The 21943-nt window shown below is 65.0% G+C and carries 19 protein-coding genes and 2 pseudogenes; 14 read left to right on the top strand and 7 right to left on the bottom strand.

The window, feature by feature from the left end:
* The first annotated feature begins 81 nt into the window (after positions 1–81).
* The 4 genes from sdhC to H7K34_RS08545 are packed head-to-tail and all read left to right on the top strand — an operon-like array spanning position 82 to position 3455.
* Complete coding sequence (sdhC, locus tag H7K34_RS08560; protein WP_235616671.1) at positions 82–420, top strand: succinate dehydrogenase, cytochrome b556 subunit; 339 nt, start codon at positions 82–84, stop codon at positions 418–420.
* Positions 417–884, top strand: a complete 468-nt coding sequence (locus H7K34_RS08555; protein ID WP_108921287.1) for a succinate dehydrogenase hydrophobic membrane anchor subunit — start codon at positions 417–419, stop codon at positions 882–884. The genes sdhC and H7K34_RS08555 overlap by 4 nt, the downstream gene beginning before the upstream one ends.
* A gap of 13 nt (positions 885–897) precedes the next feature.
* Positions 898–2652 carry a succinate dehydrogenase flavoprotein subunit gene (gene sdhA / locus H7K34_RS08550; RefSeq protein ID WP_264061431.1) on the top strand — a complete coding sequence of 585 codons (1755 nt, stop codon included), beginning with the start codon at positions 898–900 and terminating at the stop codon, positions 2650–2652.
* Complete coding sequence (locus H7K34_RS08545; RefSeq protein WP_108921289.1) at positions 2652–3455, top strand: succinate dehydrogenase iron-sulfur subunit; 804 nt, start codon at positions 2652–2654, stop codon at positions 3453–3455. Before sdhA ends, H7K34_RS08545 begins: the two co-directional genes overlap by 1 nt.
* Here H7K34_RS08545 and H7K34_RS08540 read toward each other — a convergent pair.
* Positions 3427–3873 carry a condensation domain-containing protein gene (locus H7K34_RS08540; protein ID WP_264061429.1) on the bottom strand — a complete coding sequence of 149 codons (447 nt, stop codon included), beginning with the start codon at positions 3871–3873 and terminating at the stop codon, positions 3427–3429. The two genes, H7K34_RS08545 and H7K34_RS08540, sit on opposite strands and share 29 nt — an antisense overlap.
* Positions 3874–3922: 49 nt before the next feature.
* On the opposite strand from H7K34_RS08540, the pseudogene H7K34_RS08535 reads away from it, so the two are divergent.
* The 3 genes and pseudogenes from H7K34_RS08535 to H7K34_RS08525 form a co-directional block, all read left to right on the top strand.
* A pseudogene (locus H7K34_RS08535) lies at positions 3923–4538 on the top strand (carboxymuconolactone decarboxylase family protein); the annotation flags it as partial.
* Positions 4539–4555: 17 nt separating this feature from the next.
* Positions 4556–5290, top strand: a complete 735-nt coding sequence (locus H7K34_RS08530; RefSeq protein WP_264061428.1) for a helix-turn-helix transcriptional regulator — start codon at positions 4556–4558, stop codon at positions 5288–5290.
* 57 nt (positions 5291–5347) lie between these two features.
* The gene (locus H7K34_RS08525) at positions 5348–5923 is read left to right on the top strand and encodes a class I SAM-dependent methyltransferase (protein WP_264061427.1); all 576 of its coding nucleotides are present in this window, start codon (positions 5348–5350) and stop codon (positions 5921–5923) included.
* On the opposite strand, the gene H7K34_RS08520 is transcribed toward H7K34_RS08525, so the two are convergent.
* Positions 5886–6794: a sigma-70 family RNA polymerase sigma factor gene (locus tag H7K34_RS08520; protein ID WP_264061426.1), complete on the bottom strand. Its 909-nt coding sequence runs from the start codon at positions 6792–6794 to the stop codon at positions 5886–5888. The genes H7K34_RS08525 and H7K34_RS08520 overlap by 38 nt on opposite strands.
* Before the next feature lie 114 nt (positions 6795–6908).
* Between H7K34_RS08520 and H7K34_RS08515 the strand changes: the two genes are divergently transcribed.
* Complete coding sequence (locus H7K34_RS08515; protein WP_264061425.1) at positions 6909–7742, top strand: mycofactocin-coupled SDR family oxidoreductase; 834 nt, start codon at positions 6909–6911, stop codon at positions 7740–7742.
* 32 nt (positions 7743–7774) lie between these two features.
* Entirely contained in the window at positions 7775–9106 is a 1332-nt protein-coding gene (locus H7K34_RS08510; RefSeq protein ID WP_264061424.1) for an aspartate aminotransferase family protein, read from the top strand.
* Here H7K34_RS08510 and H7K34_RS08505 read toward each other — a convergent pair.
* Positions 9081–9296, bottom strand: a complete 216-nt coding sequence (locus tag H7K34_RS08505) for a hypothetical protein (protein ID WP_264061422.1) — start codon at positions 9294–9296, stop codon at positions 9081–9083. The genes H7K34_RS08510 and H7K34_RS08505 overlap by 26 nt on opposite strands.
* 248 nt (positions 9297–9544) lie before the next feature.
* On the opposite strand from H7K34_RS08505, the gene H7K34_RS08500 reads away from it, so the two are divergent.
* The gene (locus H7K34_RS08500) at positions 9545–10777 is read left to right on the top strand and encodes a D-alanyl-D-alanine carboxypeptidase family protein (RefSeq protein WP_264061420.1); all 1233 of its coding nucleotides are present in this window, start codon (positions 9545–9547) and stop codon (positions 10775–10777) included.
* A gap of 85 nt (positions 10778–10862) precedes the next feature.
* A pseudogene (locus tag H7K34_RS08495) lies at positions 10863–13767 on the top strand (MMPL/RND family transporter).
* Here H7K34_RS08495 and H7K34_RS08490 read toward each other — a convergent pair.
* Complete coding sequence (locus H7K34_RS08490; protein ID WP_264061419.1) at positions 13764–15065, bottom strand: MFS transporter; 1302 nt, start codon at positions 15063–15065, stop codon at positions 13764–13766. The pseudogene H7K34_RS08495 and the gene H7K34_RS08490 sit on opposite strands and share 4 nt — an antisense overlap.
* 130 nt (positions 15066–15195) lie before the next feature.
* On the opposite strand from H7K34_RS08490, the gene H7K34_RS08485 reads away from it, so the two are divergent.
* Complete coding sequence (locus H7K34_RS08485; protein WP_264061418.1) at positions 15196–16560, top strand: sugar porter family MFS transporter; 1365 nt, start codon at positions 15196–15198, stop codon at positions 16558–16560.
* Positions 16551–17678: an N-acetylglucosamine-6-phosphate deacetylase gene (gene nagA / locus H7K34_RS08480; RefSeq protein ID WP_264061417.1), complete on the top strand. Its 1128-nt coding sequence runs from the start codon at positions 16551–16553 to the stop codon at positions 17676–17678. The genes H7K34_RS08485 and nagA overlap by 10 nt, the downstream gene beginning before the upstream one ends.
* Here nagA and yhjD read toward each other — a convergent pair.
* A complete protein-coding gene (gene yhjD / locus H7K34_RS08475; RefSeq protein WP_264061416.1) occupies positions 17675–18703 on the bottom strand; it encodes an inner membrane protein YhjD in 1029 nt (342 codons plus the stop codon). The two genes, nagA and yhjD, sit on opposite strands and share 4 nt — an antisense overlap.
* A gap of 27 nt (positions 18704–18730) precedes the next feature.
* Positions 18731–19750 (bottom strand): tryptophan--tRNA ligase, encoded by a 1020-nt coding sequence (gene trpS / locus H7K34_RS08470; protein WP_264061415.1) that lies wholly within the window; start codon positions 19748–19750, stop codon positions 18731–18733.
* Between the two features lie 127 nt (positions 19751–19877).
* On the opposite strand from trpS, the gene H7K34_RS08465 reads away from it, so the two are divergent.
* Positions 19878–20699 carry an alpha/beta fold hydrolase gene (locus H7K34_RS08465; protein WP_264061582.1) on the top strand — a complete coding sequence of 274 codons (822 nt, stop codon included), beginning with the start codon at positions 19878–19880 and terminating at the stop codon, positions 20697–20699.
* Here the strand turns inward: H7K34_RS08465 and H7K34_RS08460 are convergent.
* Positions 20696–21931 carry an NADP-dependent isocitrate dehydrogenase gene (locus H7K34_RS08460; RefSeq protein WP_264061414.1) on the bottom strand — a complete coding sequence of 412 codons (1236 nt, stop codon included), beginning with the start codon at positions 21929–21931 and terminating at the stop codon, positions 20696–20698. The genes H7K34_RS08465 and H7K34_RS08460 overlap by 4 nt on opposite strands.
* Positions 21932–21943: the final 12 nt, after the last annotated feature.

Raw genomic sequence — 21943 nt, 5'->3', positions numbered from 1 at the left:
GGAACTGGTTTGAGCACGCAGGCGACGGAGTCATCACACAAGCGGCGGCCACCCCGGACCCTGTATCGCGGGGATCCTGGCATGTGGTCGTGGGTGCTGCATCGCATCACCGGCGCGACGATCTTCTTCTTCCTGTTCGTGCACGTCCTGGACACCGCCCTGGTCAGGGTGAGCCCGCAGGCCTACAACGAAGTGATCGCGACCTACAAGACCCCGATCGTGGGCCTGATGGAGCTCGGCTTGGTCGCCGCAGTGCTTTTCCATGCACTCAACGGCATCCGCATCATCTTGATCGACTTCTGGTCGGAAGGGCCGCGCCATCAGAAGACGATGTTGTGGGTCATCGCGGTGATCTACCTGTTGGTCATGGTGGCGGCGGTGGTGGCCATCGGCGTTCATATGATGGAGCACTTCCGATGAGCAGCCCCGACCTTCAGCTCGGCCGCGGCGAGGTGGCGCCGGTCGCCCAGCGCAGCCACGATCGGCCACCCAGCCTGGACAATCCGCGCTCACCACGTCGTCGCGCCGGCATCCCCAACTTCGAGAAATTCGCCTGGCTGTTCATGCGGTTTTCCGGCGTCGCGCTGGTGTGCTTGGCGATAGGGCACCTGTTCATCATGCTGATGTGGGAAAACGGCGTGTACCGAATCGACTTCAACTATGTGGCGCAGCGCTGGGCGTCGCCGTTCTGGCAATTCTGGGATCTGGCCCTGTTATGGCTGGCGCAATTGCACGGCGGTAACGGCCTGCGCACCATCATCGACGACTACAGCCGCAAAGACAGCACCCGGTTCTGGCTGAACAGCCTGCTGCTGTTGTCGATGGGGTTCACGTTGGTGCTGGGTACCTACGTGTTGATGACGTTCGACGCGAACATTTCTTGATTAAGGAGCCCCGTTGATCCAGCAACACCGATACGACGTGGTGATCGTCGGCGCGGGCGGTGCCGGAATGCGGGCCGCCGTCGAGGCCGGACCCCGCGTACGCACCGCGGTGCTGACCAAGCTCTACCCCACCCGTAGCCACACCGGCGCCGCCCAGGGCGGCATGTGCGCCGCGCTGGCCAACGTCGAAGACGACAACTGGGAATGGCACACCTTCGACACCGTTAAGGGCGGCGACTACCTCGCGGACCAGGACGCCGTGGAGATCATGTGCAAGGAAGCCATCGACGCGGTGCTCGACCTGGAGAAAATGGGGATGCCGTTCAACCGCACCCCCGAGGGCCGTATCGACCAGCGCCGCTTCGGCGGTCACACCCGCGACCACGGCAAGGCCCCGGTGCGCCGCGCCTGCTACGCCGCGGACCGCACCGGCCACATGATCCTGCAGACGCTCTACCAAAACTGCGTCAAGCACGACGTGCAGTTCTTCAACGAGTTCTACGCACTCGACCTGGTGCTGACCCAGACGCCGAGCGGCCCGGTGGCGACCGGCGTGGTTGCCTACGAGCTGGCCACCGGAAGCATCCACGTCTTCCACGCCAAGGCCGTGGTGCTCGCGACCGGCGGCTCGGGCCGCATGTACAAGACCACCTCCAACGCGCACACGTTGACCGGCGACGGCATCGGCATCGTCTTCCGCAAGGGACTTCCGTTGGAGGACATGGAGTTTCACCAGTTCCACCCGACGGGCTTGGCCGGTCTGGGTATCTTGATCTCCGAGGCGGTGCGCGGTGAGGGCGGCCGGTTGCTCAACGGCGAGGGCGAGCGCTTCATGGAGCGCTACGCCCCGACGATCGTCGACCTGGCCCCCCGCGACATCGTGGCCCGCTCGATGGTGCTGGAGGTCCTCGAGGGCCGCGGCGCCGGGCCGCACAAGGACTACGTGTACATCGACGTCCGCCACTTGGGTGCCGACGTGCTGGAGGCCAAACTGCCCGACATCACCGAGTTCGCCCGCACCTACCTGGGTGTGGACCCGGTCAAAGAACTAGTGCCGGTCTACCCGACATGCCACTACGTGATGGGCGGCATCCCCACCACCGTCACCGGACAAGTGTTGCAAGACAACACCTCTACCGTCCCGGGCTTGTACGCGGCCGGTGAGTGCGCGTGCGTGTCGGTGCACGGCGCCAACCGGCTGGGCACCAACTCGTTACTGGACATCAACGTGTTCGGCCGCCGCGCCGGGATCGCCGCGGCCAGTTACGCCCAGGGCCACGACTTCGTCGAGATGCCGGCGAATCCGGAGGCGATGGTCCTCGGCTGGGTGGCCGACATTCTGTCCGAACACGGCAACGAACGCGTCGCCGACATTCGTGGCGCCCTGCAGCAGACGATGGACAACAACGCCGCGGTGTTCCGCACCGAGGAGACGCTGAAGCAGGCGCTCACCGACATCCACGCGCTCAAGGAGCGTTACTCCCGAATCACCGTGCACGACAAAGGGAAACGCTTCAACAGCGACCTACTGGAGGCCATCGAGCTGGGCTTTTTACTGGAGCTGGCCGAGGTTACCGTGGTCGGCGCACTGAACCGCAAGGAGTCGCGCGGCGGCCACGCCCGCGAGGATTACCCGAACCGTGACGACGTCAACTACATGCGCCACACGATGGCTTACAAGCAGGGCAGCGAGCTGTTGAGCGACATCGTGCTCGACTTCAAACCCGTCGTGCAGACGCGCTACGAACCCAAGGAGCGGAAGTACTGATGTCTGTCGAAGAAGCAGAGGCACCCGAGGCCTTGCCCGGGGAACCGCCGCTGCCGGCGGTGCCGGACGGCGCGGTGATGGTGACTCTAAAGATCGCCCGGTTCAACCCGGACGACGCCGATGCGTTCGCGGAAACCGGTGGCTGGCAAAGCTTTCGGGTGCCGTGTCTGCCCAGCGACCGGTTGCTCAACCTGCTGATCTACATCAAGGGCTACCTGGACGGCACGCTCACCTTCCGGCGCTCCTGCGCGCACGGCGTGTGCGGCTCGGACGCGATGCGGATCAACGGCGTCAACCGGTTGGCCTGCAAGGTGCTGATGCGCGACTTGCTGCCGAAAAAGTCGGGCAAGTCGCTGACCATCACGGTCGAACCGATCCGCGGGCTGCCGGTGGAGAAGGACCTGGTGGTCGACATGGAGCCGTTCTTCGACGCCTACCGCGCGGTAAAGCCGTACCTGATCACCTCCGGCAACCCGCCGACCCGCGAGCGGATCCAAAGCCCCACCGACAGAGCCCGTTACGACGACACCACCAAGTGCATCCTGTGCGCGTGCTGCACCACCAGCTGCCCGGTGTTCTGGAGCGAGGGCACCTACTTCGGCCCGGCCGCGATCGTCAACGCGCACCGGTTCATCTTCGACAGTCGCGATGAGGCCGCCGGTGAGCGCCTTGACATCCTCAACGAGGTCGACGGTGTTTGGCGCTGCCGCACGACGTTCAACTGCACCGAGTCCTGCCCGCGTGGCATTCAGGTCACCAAGGCGATTCAAGAGGTCAAGCGCGCGCTGCTGTTCTCACGCTGAGACCAGCGGTGCCGCACTCGGCGACCAGGTCGTCGATCACGGCCCGCCACGAGGCTTCGTCGATGCAGAGCTGGCTGGCGGTGAGCACCAGGCGGTCGGGTTCTCCGGGCAGCAGCGAGACCGCGAACAACCGGCCGGTGTGCATATCGAAGCTGGCCAGATGGCGCGCCACGACGTCGGTGACCGTACCGCCGGGGGGTTCGACTCCCCACGCCCATCCGCCGCCTGGGCGAGTCATCCAGATCTTCAATTTGGACTCGAACACGGTGCCAAGGTCGGGGTGAGCGGCGAAAACCGCGTCGACCGCGGCGCGGACCCGCGCCTGGTCCAGCCGCGGTTCGGCGACCAGCACCTCGGTGTGGGTGGCGGGCTCGATGTCTTCCAGTCGGGGCGGCTCGTCGAAGTAGCAGTAAGTCATCAGCACAGGCTTGCCGGGGAGCCTCAGAGGATTCTTGGAAGAACCTTGGTCACATTTGGCTGAGCTGTCTCGTCTTGCACGGTATGACACAGAAAACCCGCATCGAGCCCCTACCACCCAAGCGCGCCGGCCTGATTACCCGCGCCATGTACCGGGTCGCCAAGCGCCGCTACGGCCAGGTTCCCGAACCGTTCGCGGTGGCCGCGCATCATCGCCGGCTGATGGTCGCCGGCGCCGTGCACGAGACGATGATCGACCGGGCGTCGCGCACGCTGCCGGTCAGCGTGCGCGAGCTTGCGGTGTTCTGGACCGCACGCGCGATCGGCTGCTCGTGGTGCGTCGACTTCGGGTCGATGCTGCAGCGCCTGGACGGCCTGGACATTCAGCGGCTCAAGGAGATCGACAACTATGCCACCTCAGCGGCTTTCACCGACGACGAACGCGCCGCCATCGCTTACGCCGACGCGATGACCGCCGATCCGCACACCGTCACCGACGAACAGGTCGCCGATCTGCGGACCCGATTCGGCGACGCCGGCGTGATCGAGCTGACCTACCAGATCGGCGTGGAGAACATGCGGGCCCGGATGAACTCCGCGCTGGGCATCACCGAGCAGGGCTTCAATTCCGGTGACAGCTGCCGCATTCCGTGGGCGACCGCCTAGCGGCGCTAAAGTGGCTTATGCGTGTCTGGGAGCTGGAGCCGGGTCGGCTGATGGTCTCCGGCGCGTTCTCCGACCTCGCCATCCACCATCACGCCGCGGTTCAGATCACGCTCGGCGCGCAGGGCCCGTTGGAAATCACCCGCGACGGCAATGCATATCAGATGTGTCGCCTGGTGGTCGTCGGCAGCGGCGCACGCCATGCGGTGCGCTCGGATGCGACGGCCGCGGCGTTGACGATGTACTTCGGGCTGCAGACCCCGCAGGGCGTGGCACTGAACACGCTGGCTCGCAACGGTGTCTGGATCGTCGATGACGGGCAGCAGCTGGCGGAAGCGACGGCCGCGGCGCTGGCTGACGCCGGTCCCCAGGCCGCGGCCGAGTTCCTCGTCGAGCGGCTCTGCGGGCCGCAAGAGGGGCGGGAATCGGGGCACCCGCAGCTGCGCCAGGCGATCGAGGTCGTATCGAGACGGGTACCGGACCACATCGACGTCGCCTCGGTCGCCGATGCCGTCGCGTTGTCGCCCGATTACCTGGGGCGACTCTGCAAGCAGCAGACCGGCGTCTCGCTTCAGGCCACGATCCGCTGGCAGCGGTTGGTCACCGCGGTAAGCCATCTCATCGACGGACGCTCGATCACCGATGCCGCGCACCTGGCCGGGTTCGCCGACGGCTCGCACGCCAACCGGGTGTGCTGGGAGATGACCGGGCTGACGCCACGGGATTTCGCGCGGGCGGTTCGAGACTCGATCTGACGGATCCATACAAGCGCGCCCTACCGGAGTTGGGCCAGGCTTGTTGGCATGCCTGTGATGTCACGCTCCGAACGTGCCTTCTGCTGTGGCGCCCTGTGGCGTTCCAGCAGTACGAAGATCGCCCGCGAACTGCGCGGTCAACGACTGGGCCGCGATATTCTGGAAATCGGCTCGGGCAGCGGATCGGTTGCCCGCCAAGTTCTTTCGGCAAATCCACAGCTCGCCTGGGTGGCAATGGATCTCGACCCGCACATGACGCAGGCCGCGGCCGCCCGGCTGCTCGAATTCCCCCACGCATCGGCGCGAACCGGCGACGCCACCGCGATGGAATTCCCCGACAACTCCTTCGACTCCGTCGTCAGCTGCCTGATGCTGCACCACATCATCGACTGGGAGCGCGCGCTCGCCGAGGTGGCACGCGTGTTGCGCCCGGGCGGAACCTTCGTGGGCTACGACCTGGTCCGAACCCCGTTGGCCAGCGCGTTTCACCGGTTGGACGGCTCGCCGCACCGGCTGATCGTGCCCGCGGAGTTTCAGGCCGAATGCGCGCGACAGGGCCTGACGGTCAGCGTGAGCTCGCGGCTACTCGGCCACGTCATGCGTTTCGTCGCGAGGAAAGCGGGGACCCGGTGAACTTCTCGGGGTTGGCCACATCCCATAGGGCGCAGAATTTTCCGTCGCGCACCGTCATGGCCATGATCCGCGGCATCATCTCGCGATAACCGTCGCTGGCGGGGACGCCCACCGTGTAGCCGCCCAACTCGCCGTTGACCAGCCCCAGCTGATACGAGGTGAACATCGCCGGGCCGTAGCGGTTGGCCAGGCCGAAGAAGAACCGGGCCACCTTGTCCGCACCGTGGATGACGTTGACTGCCGTGGGCGCCTTGCCATTCGAATCGCCGGTCATCGTCACATCCGGATGCAGCAGCGCCACCACGGATTCCAGGTCGCCGGCGGCCATCGCGGCCATCAACTTGCCGACCACCTCGTTGTGCGACGGATCAGGCTTCGGCGGCGCCTGACCCGCGACCGCCTTGCGGGCTCGCGATGCCAGCTGCCGGGCGGCGGGCTCGTTGGTTCCCAACACCTGGGCCACCTCGGAGAACGGCATCGAGAACCCGTCGTGCAGCACGAACGCGATCCGCTGATCGGGCGACAGCCGCTCCAGCACCACCATCGCCGCGAACCGGGCATCCTCGCGGGCCACCACCGCCGACAGCGGATCGGCACCGTCAAAGCCGGTCACCACCGGCTCGGGCAGCCAGTTGCCGGTGTAGGTCTCGCGACGGTGCGCGGCCGAGCGCAGCCGATCCAGCCCGAGCCGGCTCACCACGGTGGTCAGCCAGGCCCGCAAGTCGGTGATCGCGTTATCTTGTTTGTCCCAGCGCAGCCAGGCTTCCTGGACGATGTCCTCCGCGTCGGCCACGGTGCCCGTTACCCGGTAAGCGACTGCCATCAGATGCGGCCGCAATGCTTCGAAATCGGTGACCTGCGTCGCGGTCATATCCCGAGCCTATGCGCATCTTGGCAAGTTCTGTGCGCACGATGGCTCGCAACTACGTGCTGTCTGACCCGACAGTAGGGGGAGACAGCAAACAGTCGAACGTTGAGGGGACACATGGCTGGGCGGTTGCAGGGCAAAGTGGCGTTCATCACCGGCGCCGCACGCGGGCAGGGCCGCGCGCACGCCGTGCGGTTCGCCGAAGAGGGCGCGGACATCATTGCCGTGGACATCTGTCAGCAGATCGACTCCGTCGCCTACCCGATGGCCTGTCCAGAGGATCTGGACGAAACCGTGAACCTGGTGGAGAAGACCGGGCGTCGTATCGTCGCCCGGCACGCCGATGTCCGTGACTTCACTCGTCTGGAGTCGGTCCTGGCCAACGCGGTGGGCGAGCTCGGCCGCGTCGACTTCGTGCTGGCGAACGCCGGCGTGGCGCCGGGCATCGGCCTCGCCGAGCCGCCGGTGAAGGCGTATGTCGACGCGATCGACGTCATGCTCCACGGCGTCTACGCCACGGTCGAAGCGGCCCTGCCTCATCTCCTCGAGCACGGCGACGGCGGGGCGATTGTCATCACCAGTTCGGCGGCGGGTTTCAAGTCCCCGGTCCGCGATTTCGAGATGCGCAACCCGGGTCTGGCCGGCTACACCGCGGCCAAGCACGGGGTCATCGGGTTGATGCGCTACTACGCGACTACGTTGGCGGAGAAGGAGATTCGAGTGAACTCCGTGCATCCGACCGGGGTAGCCACGCCGATGATTCAAAACGACGTGATGGATGACTTGATCGAGAAGCATCCCTCGTTCGGGGCGGCCATGACGAATCTGCTGCCCGTCTCGGTGATCGATGCGCGCGACGTCACCGAGGCGATGATCTACCTGTGCGCCAAGTCCGGTCGCTACATCACCGGCACGACGCTGTCTGTGGATGCCGGAATATTGCTCAAGTGATCCCCCTCCGTGGCGTTACGCTCACGGACAGGATGACTGACAATCTTTGGCTGCACTTCGCCCGGCACGGCACGGGTATCAGGCCGCCGATCATCACTCGCGGCGAGGGTGTGATGATCTTCGACGACCGCGGCAAGAGCTACCTGGACGGGCTGTCCGGGCTGTTCACCGTGCAGGTCGGCCACGGTCGCACCGAGCTTGCCGAAGTCGCGGCACGCCAGGCGAGCACACTGGCGTTCTTCCCGCTGTGGGGATATGCCACCCCGACCGCCATCGAGCTCGCCGAACGCCTCGCGCAGTACGCCCCAGGCGACCTGAACCGGGTCTTTTTCACCACCGGCGGCACCGAGGCCGTCGAGACCGCGTGGAAAGTGGCCAAGCAATACTTCAAGCTGACCGGCAAACCCGGTAAATACAAAGTGATTTCGCGTGCGATCGCCTATCACGGCACCACGCAGGGCGCGCTCGCGATCACCGGGCTGCCCCGTTTCAAGGCGCCGTTCGAGCCGGTCACACCGGGCGGCTTCCGGGTGCCGAATACGAACTTCTACCGGGCACCCGAACCGTTTCAGAATGACGCAAAAGCCTTCGGGCAGTGGGCCGCCGACCGGATCGCCGAGGCGATCGAGTTCGAGGGGCCCGATACCGTGGCCGCGGTATTCCTGGAGCCGGTACAGAACGCCGGCGGCAGCATCCCCTCTCCCCCAGGCTATTTCGAGCGAGTGCGGGAGATCTGCGACTCCTACGACGTGCTGCTGGTCTCCGACGAGGTGATCTGCGCGTTCGGCCGGATCGGTTCGATGTTCGCCTGCGACGACATCGGCTACCTACCCGACATGATCACCTGCGCCAAGGGCATGACGTCGGGCTACTCACCGATCGGCGCGATGATCGCCAGCGAGAAGTTGTTCGAGCCGTTCAACGACGGCGCGACGATGTTCCCGCACGGGTATACCTTTGGCGGCCATCCGGTTTCGGCAGCCGTCGGGCTGGCCAATCTCGACATCTTCGAGCGTGAGGGCCTCAACGATCACGTCAAGACCAATGCGCCCGTCTTCCGCGCCACCCTGGAGAAGCTGTACGACCTGCCGATCGTCGGCGACATCCGCGGCGAAGGGTTCTTCTACGGTGTAGAGCTGGTCAAGGACAAGGCGACCAAGCAAACGTTCACCGACACCGAACGCCGATCGCTACTCGGCCACGTGTCCTCGGCGCTGTTCGAAGCCGGGTTGTACTGCCGCACCGACGACCGCGGCGATTCCGTCGTCCAACTGGCCCCGCCGCTAATCAGCGGTCAGGCCGAGTTCGACACGATCGAGTCGATCCTGCGCGGGGTGCTCAGCGAGGCGTACACGCGGATTTAGCGGTGCCGGTGGCCATCATCAGCTGGCGGGCATGCGCCGCGCTCGGGTTGCTCACGAAACGCGATAGCGAGTTGCACAACCAGGCGAGCGCGGACCGCGCATCGGGATCGGGTGTGGTGTCGCGATGCATCTCCAGCTCGGCCAACACCTGTTCGAGTCCGGTGCGCCGCACCTGGGTCGATTTCTCCACCTGCTTGAGCAGCTGTTCTAGCGATCGCGGCGAGGTGCCAGACCCATTTGTGCCGTCGCGGCGCCGCCACTTCGACCACAATCGCTCGTTTGGAATAGCACACCCTTTTCGACGTTGACGGCTGTTGGCTCCTGACAGCGTAGTGCGTCGGTACGGCCGCCGCGCCGCGGATGAACGTCACATCCGCCTCAGCAGTCACAGCGCGGCTCCCGCGAATTGCGGGGCCAATCGCCTAGTCTGCACACACGATGAGCTTCTTACGTTCTGCATCATGCCTGGCAGCGGCCGTTTTTGTGATTGCCGCTCCGGCCGCGCTGGGTATACCGGCCGCGCTCGCGGAGCCGAGCCCCGGGCCCAATGCCGGGGTGCCCAATTGCCCGTTCAAGGTGAACACCCCGCCCGCGGTGGACTCGTCGGAGGTACCCCAAGCAGGTGACCCGCCGATCCCGCTGGCGGTGCCCGCCAAGCCGGTGGGCGGCGAGGCACTGTCCAGCTGTGGCATCGTCGCCGCGCCCGATACACCGGCGCTGCCGACTGACGTCTCCGCGGATGCCTGGATCGTCGCGGATCTGGATAGCGGTGCAGTGATCGCGGCCAAGGATCCGCATGGCCGGCATCGCCCGGCCAGCATCATCAAGGTGCTCGTCGCGATGGCATCCCTGAACGCGTTGCCGCTCAACAAGTCGGTGGTCGGTACGGCCGACGATGCGGCCGCCGAGGGTACCAAGGTGGGCGTGGACGACGGCGGCGTCTACACCGTCAATCAGCTGCTGCATGGGTTGCTGATGCACTCCGGTAACGATGCGGCGCACGCGCTGGCCATGCAGCTGGGTGGGATGCAGCAGGCGCTGGAGAAGATCAACGTGCTGGCCGCCAAGCTCGGCGGCCAAGACACCCGGGCGGCGACGCCGTCCGGGCTGGACGGGCCCGGCATGAGCACCTCGGCCTATGACATCGGCCTCTTCTACCGATACGCCTGGCAGAACCCGACTTTCGCCGACATCGTCGCGACCCGCACGTTCGACTTCCCCGGCCACGCAGACCACCCGGGCTACGAGCTGGAGAGCGACAACCAGCTGCTCTACAAGTACCCGGGCGCCCTGGGGGGTAAGACCGGATACACCGACGACGCCGGCCAGACTTTTGTGGGCGCGGCAAACCACGACGGCCGCCGGCTGATGGCGGTATTGATGCACGGCACCCGGCAACCCATCGCACCCTGGGAACAGGCGGCGCACCTGCTGGACTACGGCTTCGCCACCGCGCAGGGCACCCAGGTCGGCACGCTGGTCGGGCCCGACCCCTCGTTGGCACCCAAACAGGACAGCGCCGCCGAGCGGATCGGCGCCGGCTCCCAGGCGGCGGGGTATTTGTCGTCGGCCGACGCGTTGCCGGTGCGGGTGGGTGTGGGCATCATCGGCGCCATCGTCGTCTTCACGTTGATCATGGTCGCGCGGTCGATGAATCGCCGGACGATATAACGATTAGCTGAACTGCCGGATGCCGCGGTACATCGGCGGTAGCGTCTAACCCCCCTGACGCGACAAGACATCGGGTGAACGCGGAATGAGCGAAAAGGCCGACGTACCGGCTTCCAGTCCGCCATTTCTGCCGCGGATGATCGTCCGCTTTGCGGTGCTGATCGTCCTGTTATGGGTGGGCCTGACCGCCGTCGTGAATCTCGCTATTCCGCAGCTAGAAGTGGTCGGCAAAACCCACTCGGTATCGCTGAGCCCGAAAGACGCGGCCGCGGTTCAGGCGATTAAGCACGTGGGTCAGGTATTCCACGAATTTGCTTCCAACAGCTCGCTGACGATTGTGCTGGAAGCCGACAAGCCGCTCGATAACGATGCGCACCAGTTCTACAACGGGCTGATGCGCAAGCTTTCGGCGGACACCCAGCACATCGCACACATCCAGGACTTCTGGAGTGATCCGGTGACCGCGGGGGGATCACAAAGCCTGGACGACAAGGCCGCCTTCGTCGTGGTGTACCTCGTCGGCAACAACGAAACGCAGGCATACAACTCGGTTCACGCCGTCGAGCACGTCGTGAACACCACGCCGGCGCCGCCCGGAGTCAAGGCATATGTCACCGGCCCGTACGCGCTGATCGCCGACCAAACCGAGGCCGGCGACCGCAGTGTCGTCAAGGTCACCCTGATCACCGGCTTGGTGGTCGCGGCGATGTTGCTCTTCATTTACCGATCCGTCGTCACCACGGTTCTCGTCCTGGCCATCGTCGGGATCGACTTGGGGGCGATGCGCGGCGTCGTCGCCTTTCTCGCCTATCACAACGTTTTCGGTCTTTCGACCTTCGCGACGAACTTGCTTACCCTGCTGGCCATCGCCGCCAGCACGGACTACGTGATATTCATGCTCGGGCGCTATCACGAGGCGCGCTATGCCGGCGAAGATCGCGAAATTGCCTTCTACACAATGTTTCACGGGACCGCCCATGTGATTCTGGGCTCGGGCCTGACCATCGCCGGCGCCATGTATTGCCTGAGCCTTGCCCGTCTTCCGTACTTCAAGACGCTCGGCGCTCCCTGTGCCATCGGCATGTTGGTCGCGGTCCTCGCCGCGCTCACGCTCGGGCCGGCGGTGCTGACCGTCGCCAGCTCGTTCAACCTGTTCGAGCCCAAGCGGCGAATGGCCACCCTGCGCTGGCGCCGAGTGGGGACCGCGATCGTTCGCTGGCCCAGCCCGGTACTCGCCGCGACGTGCGCGGTGGCGTCCATTGGCCTGCTGGCCTTGCCCAACTACAAGACAACCTACGATCTGCGCAAATTCATGTCCGCCAGCATGCCATCCAATATGGGGGACGCGGCCGCGGGCAGGCACTTTTCGCGGTCCAGCCTAACCCCCGAGGTGCTGTTGCTCGAATCCGATCACGACATGCGCAACCCGGTGGACACACTGGTGTTGGACAAGGTCGCAAAGGCAATCTTTCACAGCCCCGGAATCGCTCAGGTGAAATCGATAACCCGACCCCTGGGAAGGTCCATCGACCATACGTCGATTCCGTTCATCATGAGCATGCAGGGCGTGATGAATGCCGAAAACATGGAATTCACGAAGTCCCGGGTGGACGACATGGTGATCCAAGAACACGCGATGGATGCATCGATCGAAGCGATGCACCGCATGTACGACCTGATGGGCCAGCTTGTTGACAACACCATCGACATGGATCACCTGACACACGACATCTCGAATATCACCGGAGATTTGCGAGATCACTTCGCCGATTTCGACGATTTCTTTCGACCGATTGGCAGCTATTTCTACTGGGAAAAACATTGCTTCGATATCCCCATCTGCTGGGCGATAAGGTCGGTATTCGATGTGTTCGACAATGTCGACCAGCTGAGCGAGAAATTAAAGGATCTCGCCAAAGACATGGGCGTGCTGACCGTCCTATTACCGCAGATGCGGGCGCAGCTCCTGCCAATGATCTCCACGATTACGATAATGCGGGACATGCTGGCCGTCTTGCACAGCACCCTTGCGTCTTTGAACGAGGAGCAGGAGATGAACAGCAAAGACCCCGGGGCGATGGGCCGGGGTCTTTGACGCCGCGCAGGTTGACGATTCGTTCTATCTGCCCCAGTCGGCTTTCGAAAACCCGGCATTCAAGCGGGGCCTCAAGATGTTCTTGTCACCGGACGGCAAGGCCGCGCGCTTCATCATTTCCCTGGACGGCGATCCGTCGACGCCCGAGGGCATCGCCCGGGTCGAGCCGATCCAGCTGGCAGCCAAAGAGGCGATCAAGGGAACCCCGTTGCAGGGCGCCGCGATCTCGATGGGCGGCACCGCTTCGACGTACCGGGACATCCAAGAGGGCGCCTTCTACGATCTGCTGATCGCCGGGGTGGCCGCGATCAGTCTCATCTTGATCATCATGATGATCGTCACCCGAAGTCTGATCGCTGCCGCCGTCATCGTGGGGACAGTGCTGCTCTCACTGGGCTCCTCCTTTGGCCTGTCCGTGCTCCTCTGGCAGGACATTCTCGGCATCGATCTGTACTGGCTGGTGTTGGCGATGTCGGTGATCCTGCTGTTGGCCGTCGGCTCGGACTACAATCTGCTGCTGATCTCGCGGCTCAAAGAGGAAATCGGCGCCGGCCTGAATACCGGAATCATCCGTGCGATGGCCGGCACCGGCGGGGTGGTGACCGCTGCCGGCATGGTCTTCGCTGTCACCATGTCGCTGTTCGTCTTCAGCGATCTACGGGTAATTGGCCAGATCGGCACCACGATCGGCCTGGGCTTGCTGTTCGACACGCTGATCGTGCGCGCGTTCATGACGCCATCGATCGCCGCGTTGCTCGGACGCTGGTTCTGGTGGCCGCAACAAGTACGCCCACGCCCGGCCAGCCGGATGCTCAGATCCTCCGGACCCCGCCGGTTGGTGCGCGCCCTGCTGCTGACGCCCGCCGATAAATCGCCGGACTCGGCACGGCGCTAGGCCGCCTGCAGGCTGACCGCCGGTGACATTACCGAGAAGGACCGGACGGGACGGTCGACTGCCCGCCGTGTCTTCGCCGGCGGTGCGCCCAGCGAGGCAAGGCCGGCGCCGATGGCCAGTACCAGCACCACCACGTCCGGCAAGATCGTGGAGTGGTTCTGTGCGAGGCTGCCGAGCACACCTGCCAACGCCGTGGATTCGATGGCTACCAGCGTCGAGCTGAACGCGATCAATGTCCCGCGGTGCGACTCGTCAGCGACCACGCTGATCCACGAAATGGCCGCGGCGAAGACGGCCTGGCCGGCCACCGTCGCCAGTAGGAAAACCGTGCCGTACGCCCAGATGTGAACCCATTGGCCCGACGACTCGGCCGCGATGGTCAGCGTGGCGGCTGTGATGCTGAGCAGCGCACTGCCCAGCATCATCCCGCGCACTCCGAACAGCCGGTAGACCTTGCGCCACAGCGGCGACCCGATAACCAGTCCGATGCTCGACAGAATCACCAACACGTGCAAGCTGCCGCTCTGGTGGGCGGTGCGCAAGGCATAGAAGGTGGTACCCAAAGTGACCGGAGCGAACAGCAGGCACGCGATGACATACCGGCGAAACCACGGCTGGGAGCGGGCAATCGCGAAGCCCTGCCGGTAGGTATCCCGCGTCGACATCCGGGTGGTGTTCGAGTTGGACTGCACCGGGCCCACAGACAATGCCGCGACGGCGGAGGCGGCCAGTCCGGCCGCACCCAGCCACAGCAGATCGCGGCGATAGGTCATCTCGTTGCCGTGGGCCAGCGCGGGCAGCACGAACAGCGTGACAACGGTGGCCAGCACCGATCCAATGGCCCCCTGGAACAGGACCAGCTCGCCGCGCCGTGTGGCGGATAGCTTGCTGGAGATCAGGTCGGGGTAGGCCACGCCGGAAATCCCGAGCAGAACGCCAACCGCCGCGCAGGTCAGCAGGAACACCGCCGCGACGAGGGTGCCGTTCCAAGGAATCAGTGCGTCGCACAAGGTCAGTGCGGCCACGCTCGCGGCTATGGCGGCCAGCAGCTGGTGGCGCCGCGGGCCCACTCGCTGCAGCACCGCCGGCGACAGCGAATTTCCGACGATATCGCCGAGGCTGAAGGCCGGAAAGAGTAAAGCGGCCAGCCAGGTGAGGCCCTGGTGTGCGCAAATCAACGGGAGCACCACGGCGCCATTGCTGAGCTGCATGCCGGCGGTGTAGAAGGTGCCCTGGGAAAGCAGGCGCCCGAACACGCTCGTTGGTGCCGGGGCGGCGGGCACGAGTGTGACGGACATAACAAATGAATCTAGGCCTGGTCAACAGTTAATAACATCCCCCGATCGGATGCGGTGGGTGGAATCGCGTGTCCGTCGTTCGGGGGACAAGGCCACCAGGCCACGATGACGCGACACTAAGCTCACCGAGATGACTCAAGCGCAAGCCCGTCGATTGAGCAGTTCTACGCGCGTTGGGCTGACCTGTGCCAGCGTCGGCCTCATTTACGGCTACGACCTGTCCATCATCGCCGGCGCGCAGCTGTTCATCACCGAAGATTTCGGACTCACCACATCCCAACAAGAACTGTTGACGGCGATGGCGGTGATCGGGCAGATTGCCGGAGCACTCGGTGCCGGCGTGCTCGCCAATGCGATCGGCCGAAAAAAGTCGGTCGTGCTGATCCTGGTGGCGTATGCCGCGTTCGCGTTGCTGGGTGCGTTCTCGGTCGCACTGCCAATGCTGCTGGCGGCACGACTACTGCTGGGTCTGACCATCGGTGTGATGGTGGTGGTCGTCCCGGTATACGTCGCGGAATCGGCTCCGGCATCGGTGCGCGGCGCGCTGCTGACGGCCTATCAACTGACGATCGTCAGCGGGCTTATCCTCGGGTATCTCGCCGGTTACCTGTTGGCCGGTACCCACAGCTGGCGGTTGATGTTGGGGCTGGCCGTCGTGCCGGTGATGCTATTGCTGCCGTTGGTGATCCGGCTGCCCGAAACCGCCCGGTGGTATCTACTCAAAGGGCGAGCCGATGACGCCCGCCGCGCGCTGCTGCAGGCGGAGCCCGCCGCGAACGCCGATGAAGAGCTCGCCGAGATCGCCCGCGCGGTCAGCGAAGGTAGTGGGGGCATCTCCGAGATGCTGCGACCGCCGTATTTACGGGCCACCCTGTTCGTGATTGCGCTCGGCTTCCTGATCCAGATCACCGGCATCAACGCGATCGTCTACTACAGCCCGCGAATATTCGAAGCCATGGGATTCACCGGCAATTTCGCGCTGCTCGCCCTGCCGGCACTGGTCCAGGTCGCCGGTTTGGCAGCGGTGGGCGCCGCGCTGACACTCGTCGACCGGGTGGGCCGGCGCCCAATCCTGTTGTGCGGCATCGCCATGATGATCGCCGCCGACATTCTACTGACGGCCGTGTTCGCCCAGGGCATCGGCGGCGCTGCTGCCGGGTTTGCCGGCATACTGTTGTACATCATCGGCTACACCCTGGGTTTCGGCTCGCTGGGCTGGGTCTACGCCAGCGAGAGCTTCCCCACCCGGCTGCGTTCCATCGGGTCGAGCACCATGCTGGCCTCCAACCTGATCGCCAACGCGATCATCGCGGCGGTGTTCCTGACCATGCTGCATTCCCTCGGCGGCGCGGGCACTTTCGCGGTGTTCGGGGTGCTCGCCATCATCGCGTTCGGCTTCGTCTACCGGTACGCGCCGGAAACCAAGGGGCGCCAGCTCGAGGAGATCAGGCACTTCTGGGAAAACGGAGGCCGCTGGGAAGACCAGTGCCCCTGATCCGCGCGGACACCGTCGTCCTCGACGGTCAGATCTGCCGGCCGGGTTGGCTGCAAATATCGGGCGGACAGATCCTCGCCTGCGGCGCCGGTGCAGCGCCTAGGCAACCCGACCGGGATTTCCCGGATTGCCTTGTGGTGCCAGGATTTGTCGACATGCATGTGCACGGCGGCGGCGGAGCCTACTACCTGGACGCCGAGCACATCGCCAAGGCCGCGCAATTCCACCAGCGGCACGGCACCACCACGACAATGGCCAGCCTGGTCACCGCCGCACCCGACGTGCTGATCGCTGGTGTGCGTGCGCTGGCCGACGCCACCCGGGAAGGCACCATCGCGGGTATCCATCTGGAGGGACCCTGGCTGTCCGTGGCACGCTGCGGCGCACACGACCCCACCCAGATCCGCGACCCCGAGCCCGCCGAGATCGACGGTCTCCTGGCCGCCGGCAAGGGCGCGATCCGGATGGTCACCCTGGCCCCGGAGCGGCCCGGTAGCAGCGAGGCGATCCGGCGTCTTCTCGACGCGGGTGTTGTTGTCGCCCTGGGACATACCGATGCAACCTATCAGCGCACCCACCAGGCGATCGCACTGGGAGCCACCGTCGGCACGCATCTGTTCAACGCGATGGCGCCCCTGCACCATCGCCAGCCCGGGCCGGGCCTCGCGCTACTGGAGCACCCGGACGTGACCGTCGAGCTCAACGCCGACGGCGTGCACCTGCACCCCGCCACGGTGCAAGCGGTTGTCCGGGCCGCCGGGCCCGACCGGGTGGCCGTCATCACCGACGCGATCGCCGCGGCCGGATCCGAGGATGGAAAGTATCAGCTTGGCGCCATACCGATCGACGTGCAGTCCGGCATAGCCCGGGTGCACGCGACGTCGACGATCGCCGGCAGCACCGCGACGATGGATCAGCTGTTCCGCACCGTTTCGCGGCTGGGCTCCGACGACGATGCCGCGCTGGCCGCCGCGGTGCAGATGACTTCGACCACGCCGGCACGGGCGCTGCACCTCGAGCGGGTGGGCGCCCTGCAGGTCGGATACGACGCCAATCTTGTTGTGCTGGATCGCGATTTACGGGTCACCGCCGTCATGACCCAGGGCGCCTGGCGTTAACGCAGCCGGCGGGTCAGCCGAGAAAACGCCAGCGCGCCAACGGCTCCCATTGCCATCGCGGTCAGTGTCTGTCGCGTACTGATCCCCTCGTCCAGTAGCACCCGTGGTGCGATGATCGCGGGTGCCGGCGGGCGTGCATACCTGCTGCGCTGATCACCGGAAAGGGTCGCGGCCCAGGCGGTGGCAAAAAGCACGAGATACGCAGTGACGTAGGAGAACAGCATCAAGCCCAGCACCGGACCGAATGCCGCTCCCGCCGGGCTGCGCAACACGACCCGCAGGTAGACCGAGCCCACCTGCTTGAACAGTTCGAAGCCGATCGCCGCGAGCAAGCCCGCCCGAGCCGCGTCGGCCAGGTTGACCCGGTGTCGCGGCAGCCGGCCGATCATCCAGGCGAACAGCATCCACGAGACCAGCAGCGACACCAATATCGAGATGCCCCTAAAGATCTCGCCGAACACCGAGAAATCCGGTATTCCAAGCCATTTCAGGGCCGCACGCATCGGCGCGGCATGCCCGAGCGCGGTGAGCGCGAGGGTGGCGAGGATGACCACGAACGTTCCCACCATCGCGACCAGATCAGACATTTTGTTGCGCACGAAGCCCGGCGAGTCGAACTCCTCATCCCACCACATATCGGTCACCGCTCCGCGCAGATGCGACATCCAGCCGAGGCCCGCCCAGGCCGCGGTGGCCAGACCGATGATGCCTACCGACGCGCGCGCATTGATCGCCGAGTTCATCAAATCGACCAATTGCTGTCCGAGCGCACCGGAGACGGCGTCGCGGATGTGGCCGTCGATGCTAGTGAGCAGCTTAGGATCCTGCGCCAGCATGAATCCGACGACCGCGAAACTGACCATCAGCAAAGGAAATAGCGCGAAGATCGTGTAGTAGGTGAGACCGGCGGCCAAGAAGCCACCGTTGCGCTCGTCGAAATGGCTGTAGGCGCGTATCACGTGGTCCAGCCATCCGAATCGAGCCCGCAACCGGTCAAAGATTCCTGGCTTGGCCGGCTCGCTCATGGTGCGGCTCCTGTTTAAAAAGGGGTCCTAACTCCGTTGCGGAAGGAACCCCAGCCGATCGTAAACCCGCTCGACCGTTTTTCCGGCCACTTCCTGCGCGCGCTGCGCCCCCGCCGCCAACACGGCCTCCAATTCGGCCAGGTCCGTCATCAATTCGTCGACGCGGGCCTTGATCGGAGCGACGAACTCGACGACAGCCTCGGCGGTCTCCTTCTTCAGATCGCCGTAACCACGCCCGGAATAGCCGTCCACGAGCTTGGCGATATCGGTTCCGGTGACCGCCGATTGGATGGTCAACAGGTTCGATACGCCGGGCTTGGCCTCGGTGTCGAAGCGGATCTCGCGCTCACTGTCGGTCACGGCCGAGCGAATCTTCTTGGCGGACACAGCCGGATCGTCGAGCAGATTGATCAAACCGGTATCGACGGCCGCCGACTTGCTCATCTTCGACGTCGGGTCCCCTAGGTCGTAGATCTTGGCGGTGACCTTCGGAATGAGCATGTCGGGGACGACGAAGGTCTGCGGGAAGCGGCTGTTGAATCGCTCGGCGATGTCGCGCGCCAGTTCGAGGTGCTGGCGCTGGTCCTCACCCACGGGGACCAGATCGGTGTCGTAGGCCAGGACGTCGGCGGCCTGCAGCACCGGGTAGGTGAATAGGCCGACGGTGGTGGAGTCGCTGCCCTGACGTTGTGACTTGTCCTTGAACTGGGTCATCCGCGACGCCTGCCCGAAGCCGGTGAAGCAACCCAGCACCCATGCCAACTGAGTGTGGGCGGGTACGTGGCTCTGCACGAAGACGGTGCTGCGGGCCGGGTCGATGCCCAGCGCCAGGTACTGGGCGGCGGTGGCCAGGGTCCGGCGTCGCAGCGCCGCGGGGTCCTGCGGAATGGTGATCGCGTGCAAGTCCACCACGCAGAAGAACGCGTCGTGGTCATCCTGCAGCGCCACCCACTGGGTGATTGCGCCCAGCGCGTTGCCGAGGTGAAGCGAATCAGACGTGGGCTGCACGCCGGAGAAAATCCGGCTGGGTCTCCTAGCGGTGCTCATGATGTCCCGATCTTTTCACGCGCGCTTGTCCCGGCGCGCCGTCGCTTGCGGTACCGGCGGTACCGCATATAACGTCGGCTAGATGACGACTCGCGCGCCGATCCACCTGGGCACTGGAGAGCCGGTCCTGCTGCTGCACCCATTTCTGATGTCTCAGACGGTGTGGGATTCAGTGGCTCAACAGCTGGCCGATACCGGCCGCTACGAGGTGTTCGCCCCGACGATGGCCGGCCACAACGGTGGACCGTATGCCCGAACCTGGCTGCTGAGTTCGGCGGTGCTGGCCGACCACGTCGAACGCCAACTCGACGAGCTGGGGTGGGATACCGCCCACGTCGTGGGCAATTCGCTGGGCGGCTGGGTCGCGTTCGAACTCGAGCGGCGCGGCCGGGCCCGCAGCGTCACCGGCGTCGCGGCGGCGGGCGGCTGGACGCGCTGGAGCCCGATCAAATTCGAGGTCATCGGCAAGTTCCTGGCCGGCCTGCCGGTGCTGGCATTGGCTCGCTTGTTCGGCCAGCGGTCGCTGCAGGTGCCGTTCAGCCGCCGGCTGGCCACCCTGCCGCTGAGCGGAACGCCGGACGGGATCAGCGAGCGCCAGCTGTCCGGCATCGTCGACGACGCCGCGCACTGCCCGGCCTACTTCCAACTGCTGGCCAAGGCGCTGGTGGCGCCCGGATTGATCGAGTTGGCGCAGACCGCGGTGCCCGCGCACCTGGTGTTGTGCGAAAAGGACCGCGTCGTGCCGCCAAGCCGGTTCAGTCGTCATTTCACCGACTTCCTGCCCGCCGAAACGAAAATCACCAGGCTCGACGGTGTCGGGCACGTTCCGATGTTCGAGGCACCCGGCCGAGTGACGGAAGTCATCTCCGGGTTCATCGACGACTGCACCCAGCCGGCGCCGGCGATCGACCCGGCGGCCTGGGGGCAGCACCCGCTCGCGGGGGCTTAAGCGAGCGCCTTTTCCAGGTTGTCCGCGATCGAGTGCAGAAATTCCTCACTCTGCTGCCACTCCTGGTCGGGACCGATCAGGATGGCCAGATCCTTGGTCATCTTTCCGCTTTCGACGGTGGCGATGACGACGGATTCCAGCTTCTGGGCAAAGTCGATGACCTCGGGCGTGTTGTCCAGCTTGCCGCGGTGCTGCAGCCCCCGCGTCCAGGCGAAGATCGAGGCGATCGGGTTGGTCGACGTCGGCTTGCCGGCCTGGTACTGCCGGTAGTGCCGGGTGACGGTGCCGTGGGCGGCCTCGGCCTCGACGGTCTTGCCGTCGGCCGTCATCAGCATCGAGGTCATCAACCCCAGTGAGCCGTAGCCCTGCGCGACGGTGTCCGATTGGACGTCACCGTCGTAGTTCTTACAGGCCCAGACGTAGCCGCCGTCCCACTTCAGGCAGGCGGCCACCATGTCGTCGATCAACCGGTGCTCGTAGGTGAGGCCTTCGGCTTCAAACTGCTCCTTGAACTCCTCGTCGTAGATGCGCTGGAATTCGTCTTTGAACATGCCGTCGTAGGCCTTGAGGATGGTGTTCTTCGTCGATAGGTAGACCGGCCATTTGGCATTGAGCCCGTAGGCGAACGAGGCCCGCGCGAAGTCACGGATCGAGTCCTTGAAGTTGTACATCCCCATCACGACGCCGCCGTCGGCGGGGATGGAGACCATCTCGTGCACGATCGGCTCGCTGCCGTCCGCGGGCGTGAAAGTTATTGCGACAGTGCCGGGTTTCTCGACTTTGAAGTTGGTCGAACGGTACTGGTCGCCGAATGCATGACGGCCGATGACAATCGGTTTGGTCCAGCCCGGAACCAGCCGAGGCACGTTCGAGATCACAATCGGCTCACGGAAGATGGTGCCGCCCAGGATATTTCGGATCGTTCCGTTCGGCGAGAGCCACATCTTCTTCAGGTTGAACTCGGCAACGCGCGAGTCGTCCGGGGTGATCGTCGCGCACTTGACGCCCACGCCGTGCTTCTTGATGGCGTACGCCGCGTCGATCGTCACCTGATCGTCGGTGCGGTCGCGGTGCTCGATACCGAGGTCGTAATAGTCCAAGTTGACGTCGAGGTGCGGAAGGATCAGCATGTCCTTGATCAGTTTCCAGATGACACGGGTCATCTCGTCACCGTCGAGTTCGACTACGGGCCCTTGAACTTTGATGCGTTTGATCTTGGGTTCATCCGACATCGTTGTCCGAAT

This window comes from Mycobacterium montefiorense (assembly GCF_025823255.1).
Classification (GTDB): Bacteria; Actinomycetota; Actinomycetes; order Mycobacteriales; family Mycobacteriaceae; genus Mycobacterium; species Mycobacterium montefiorense.
This window is presented reverse-complemented; position numbering and strand designations above follow the sequence as displayed.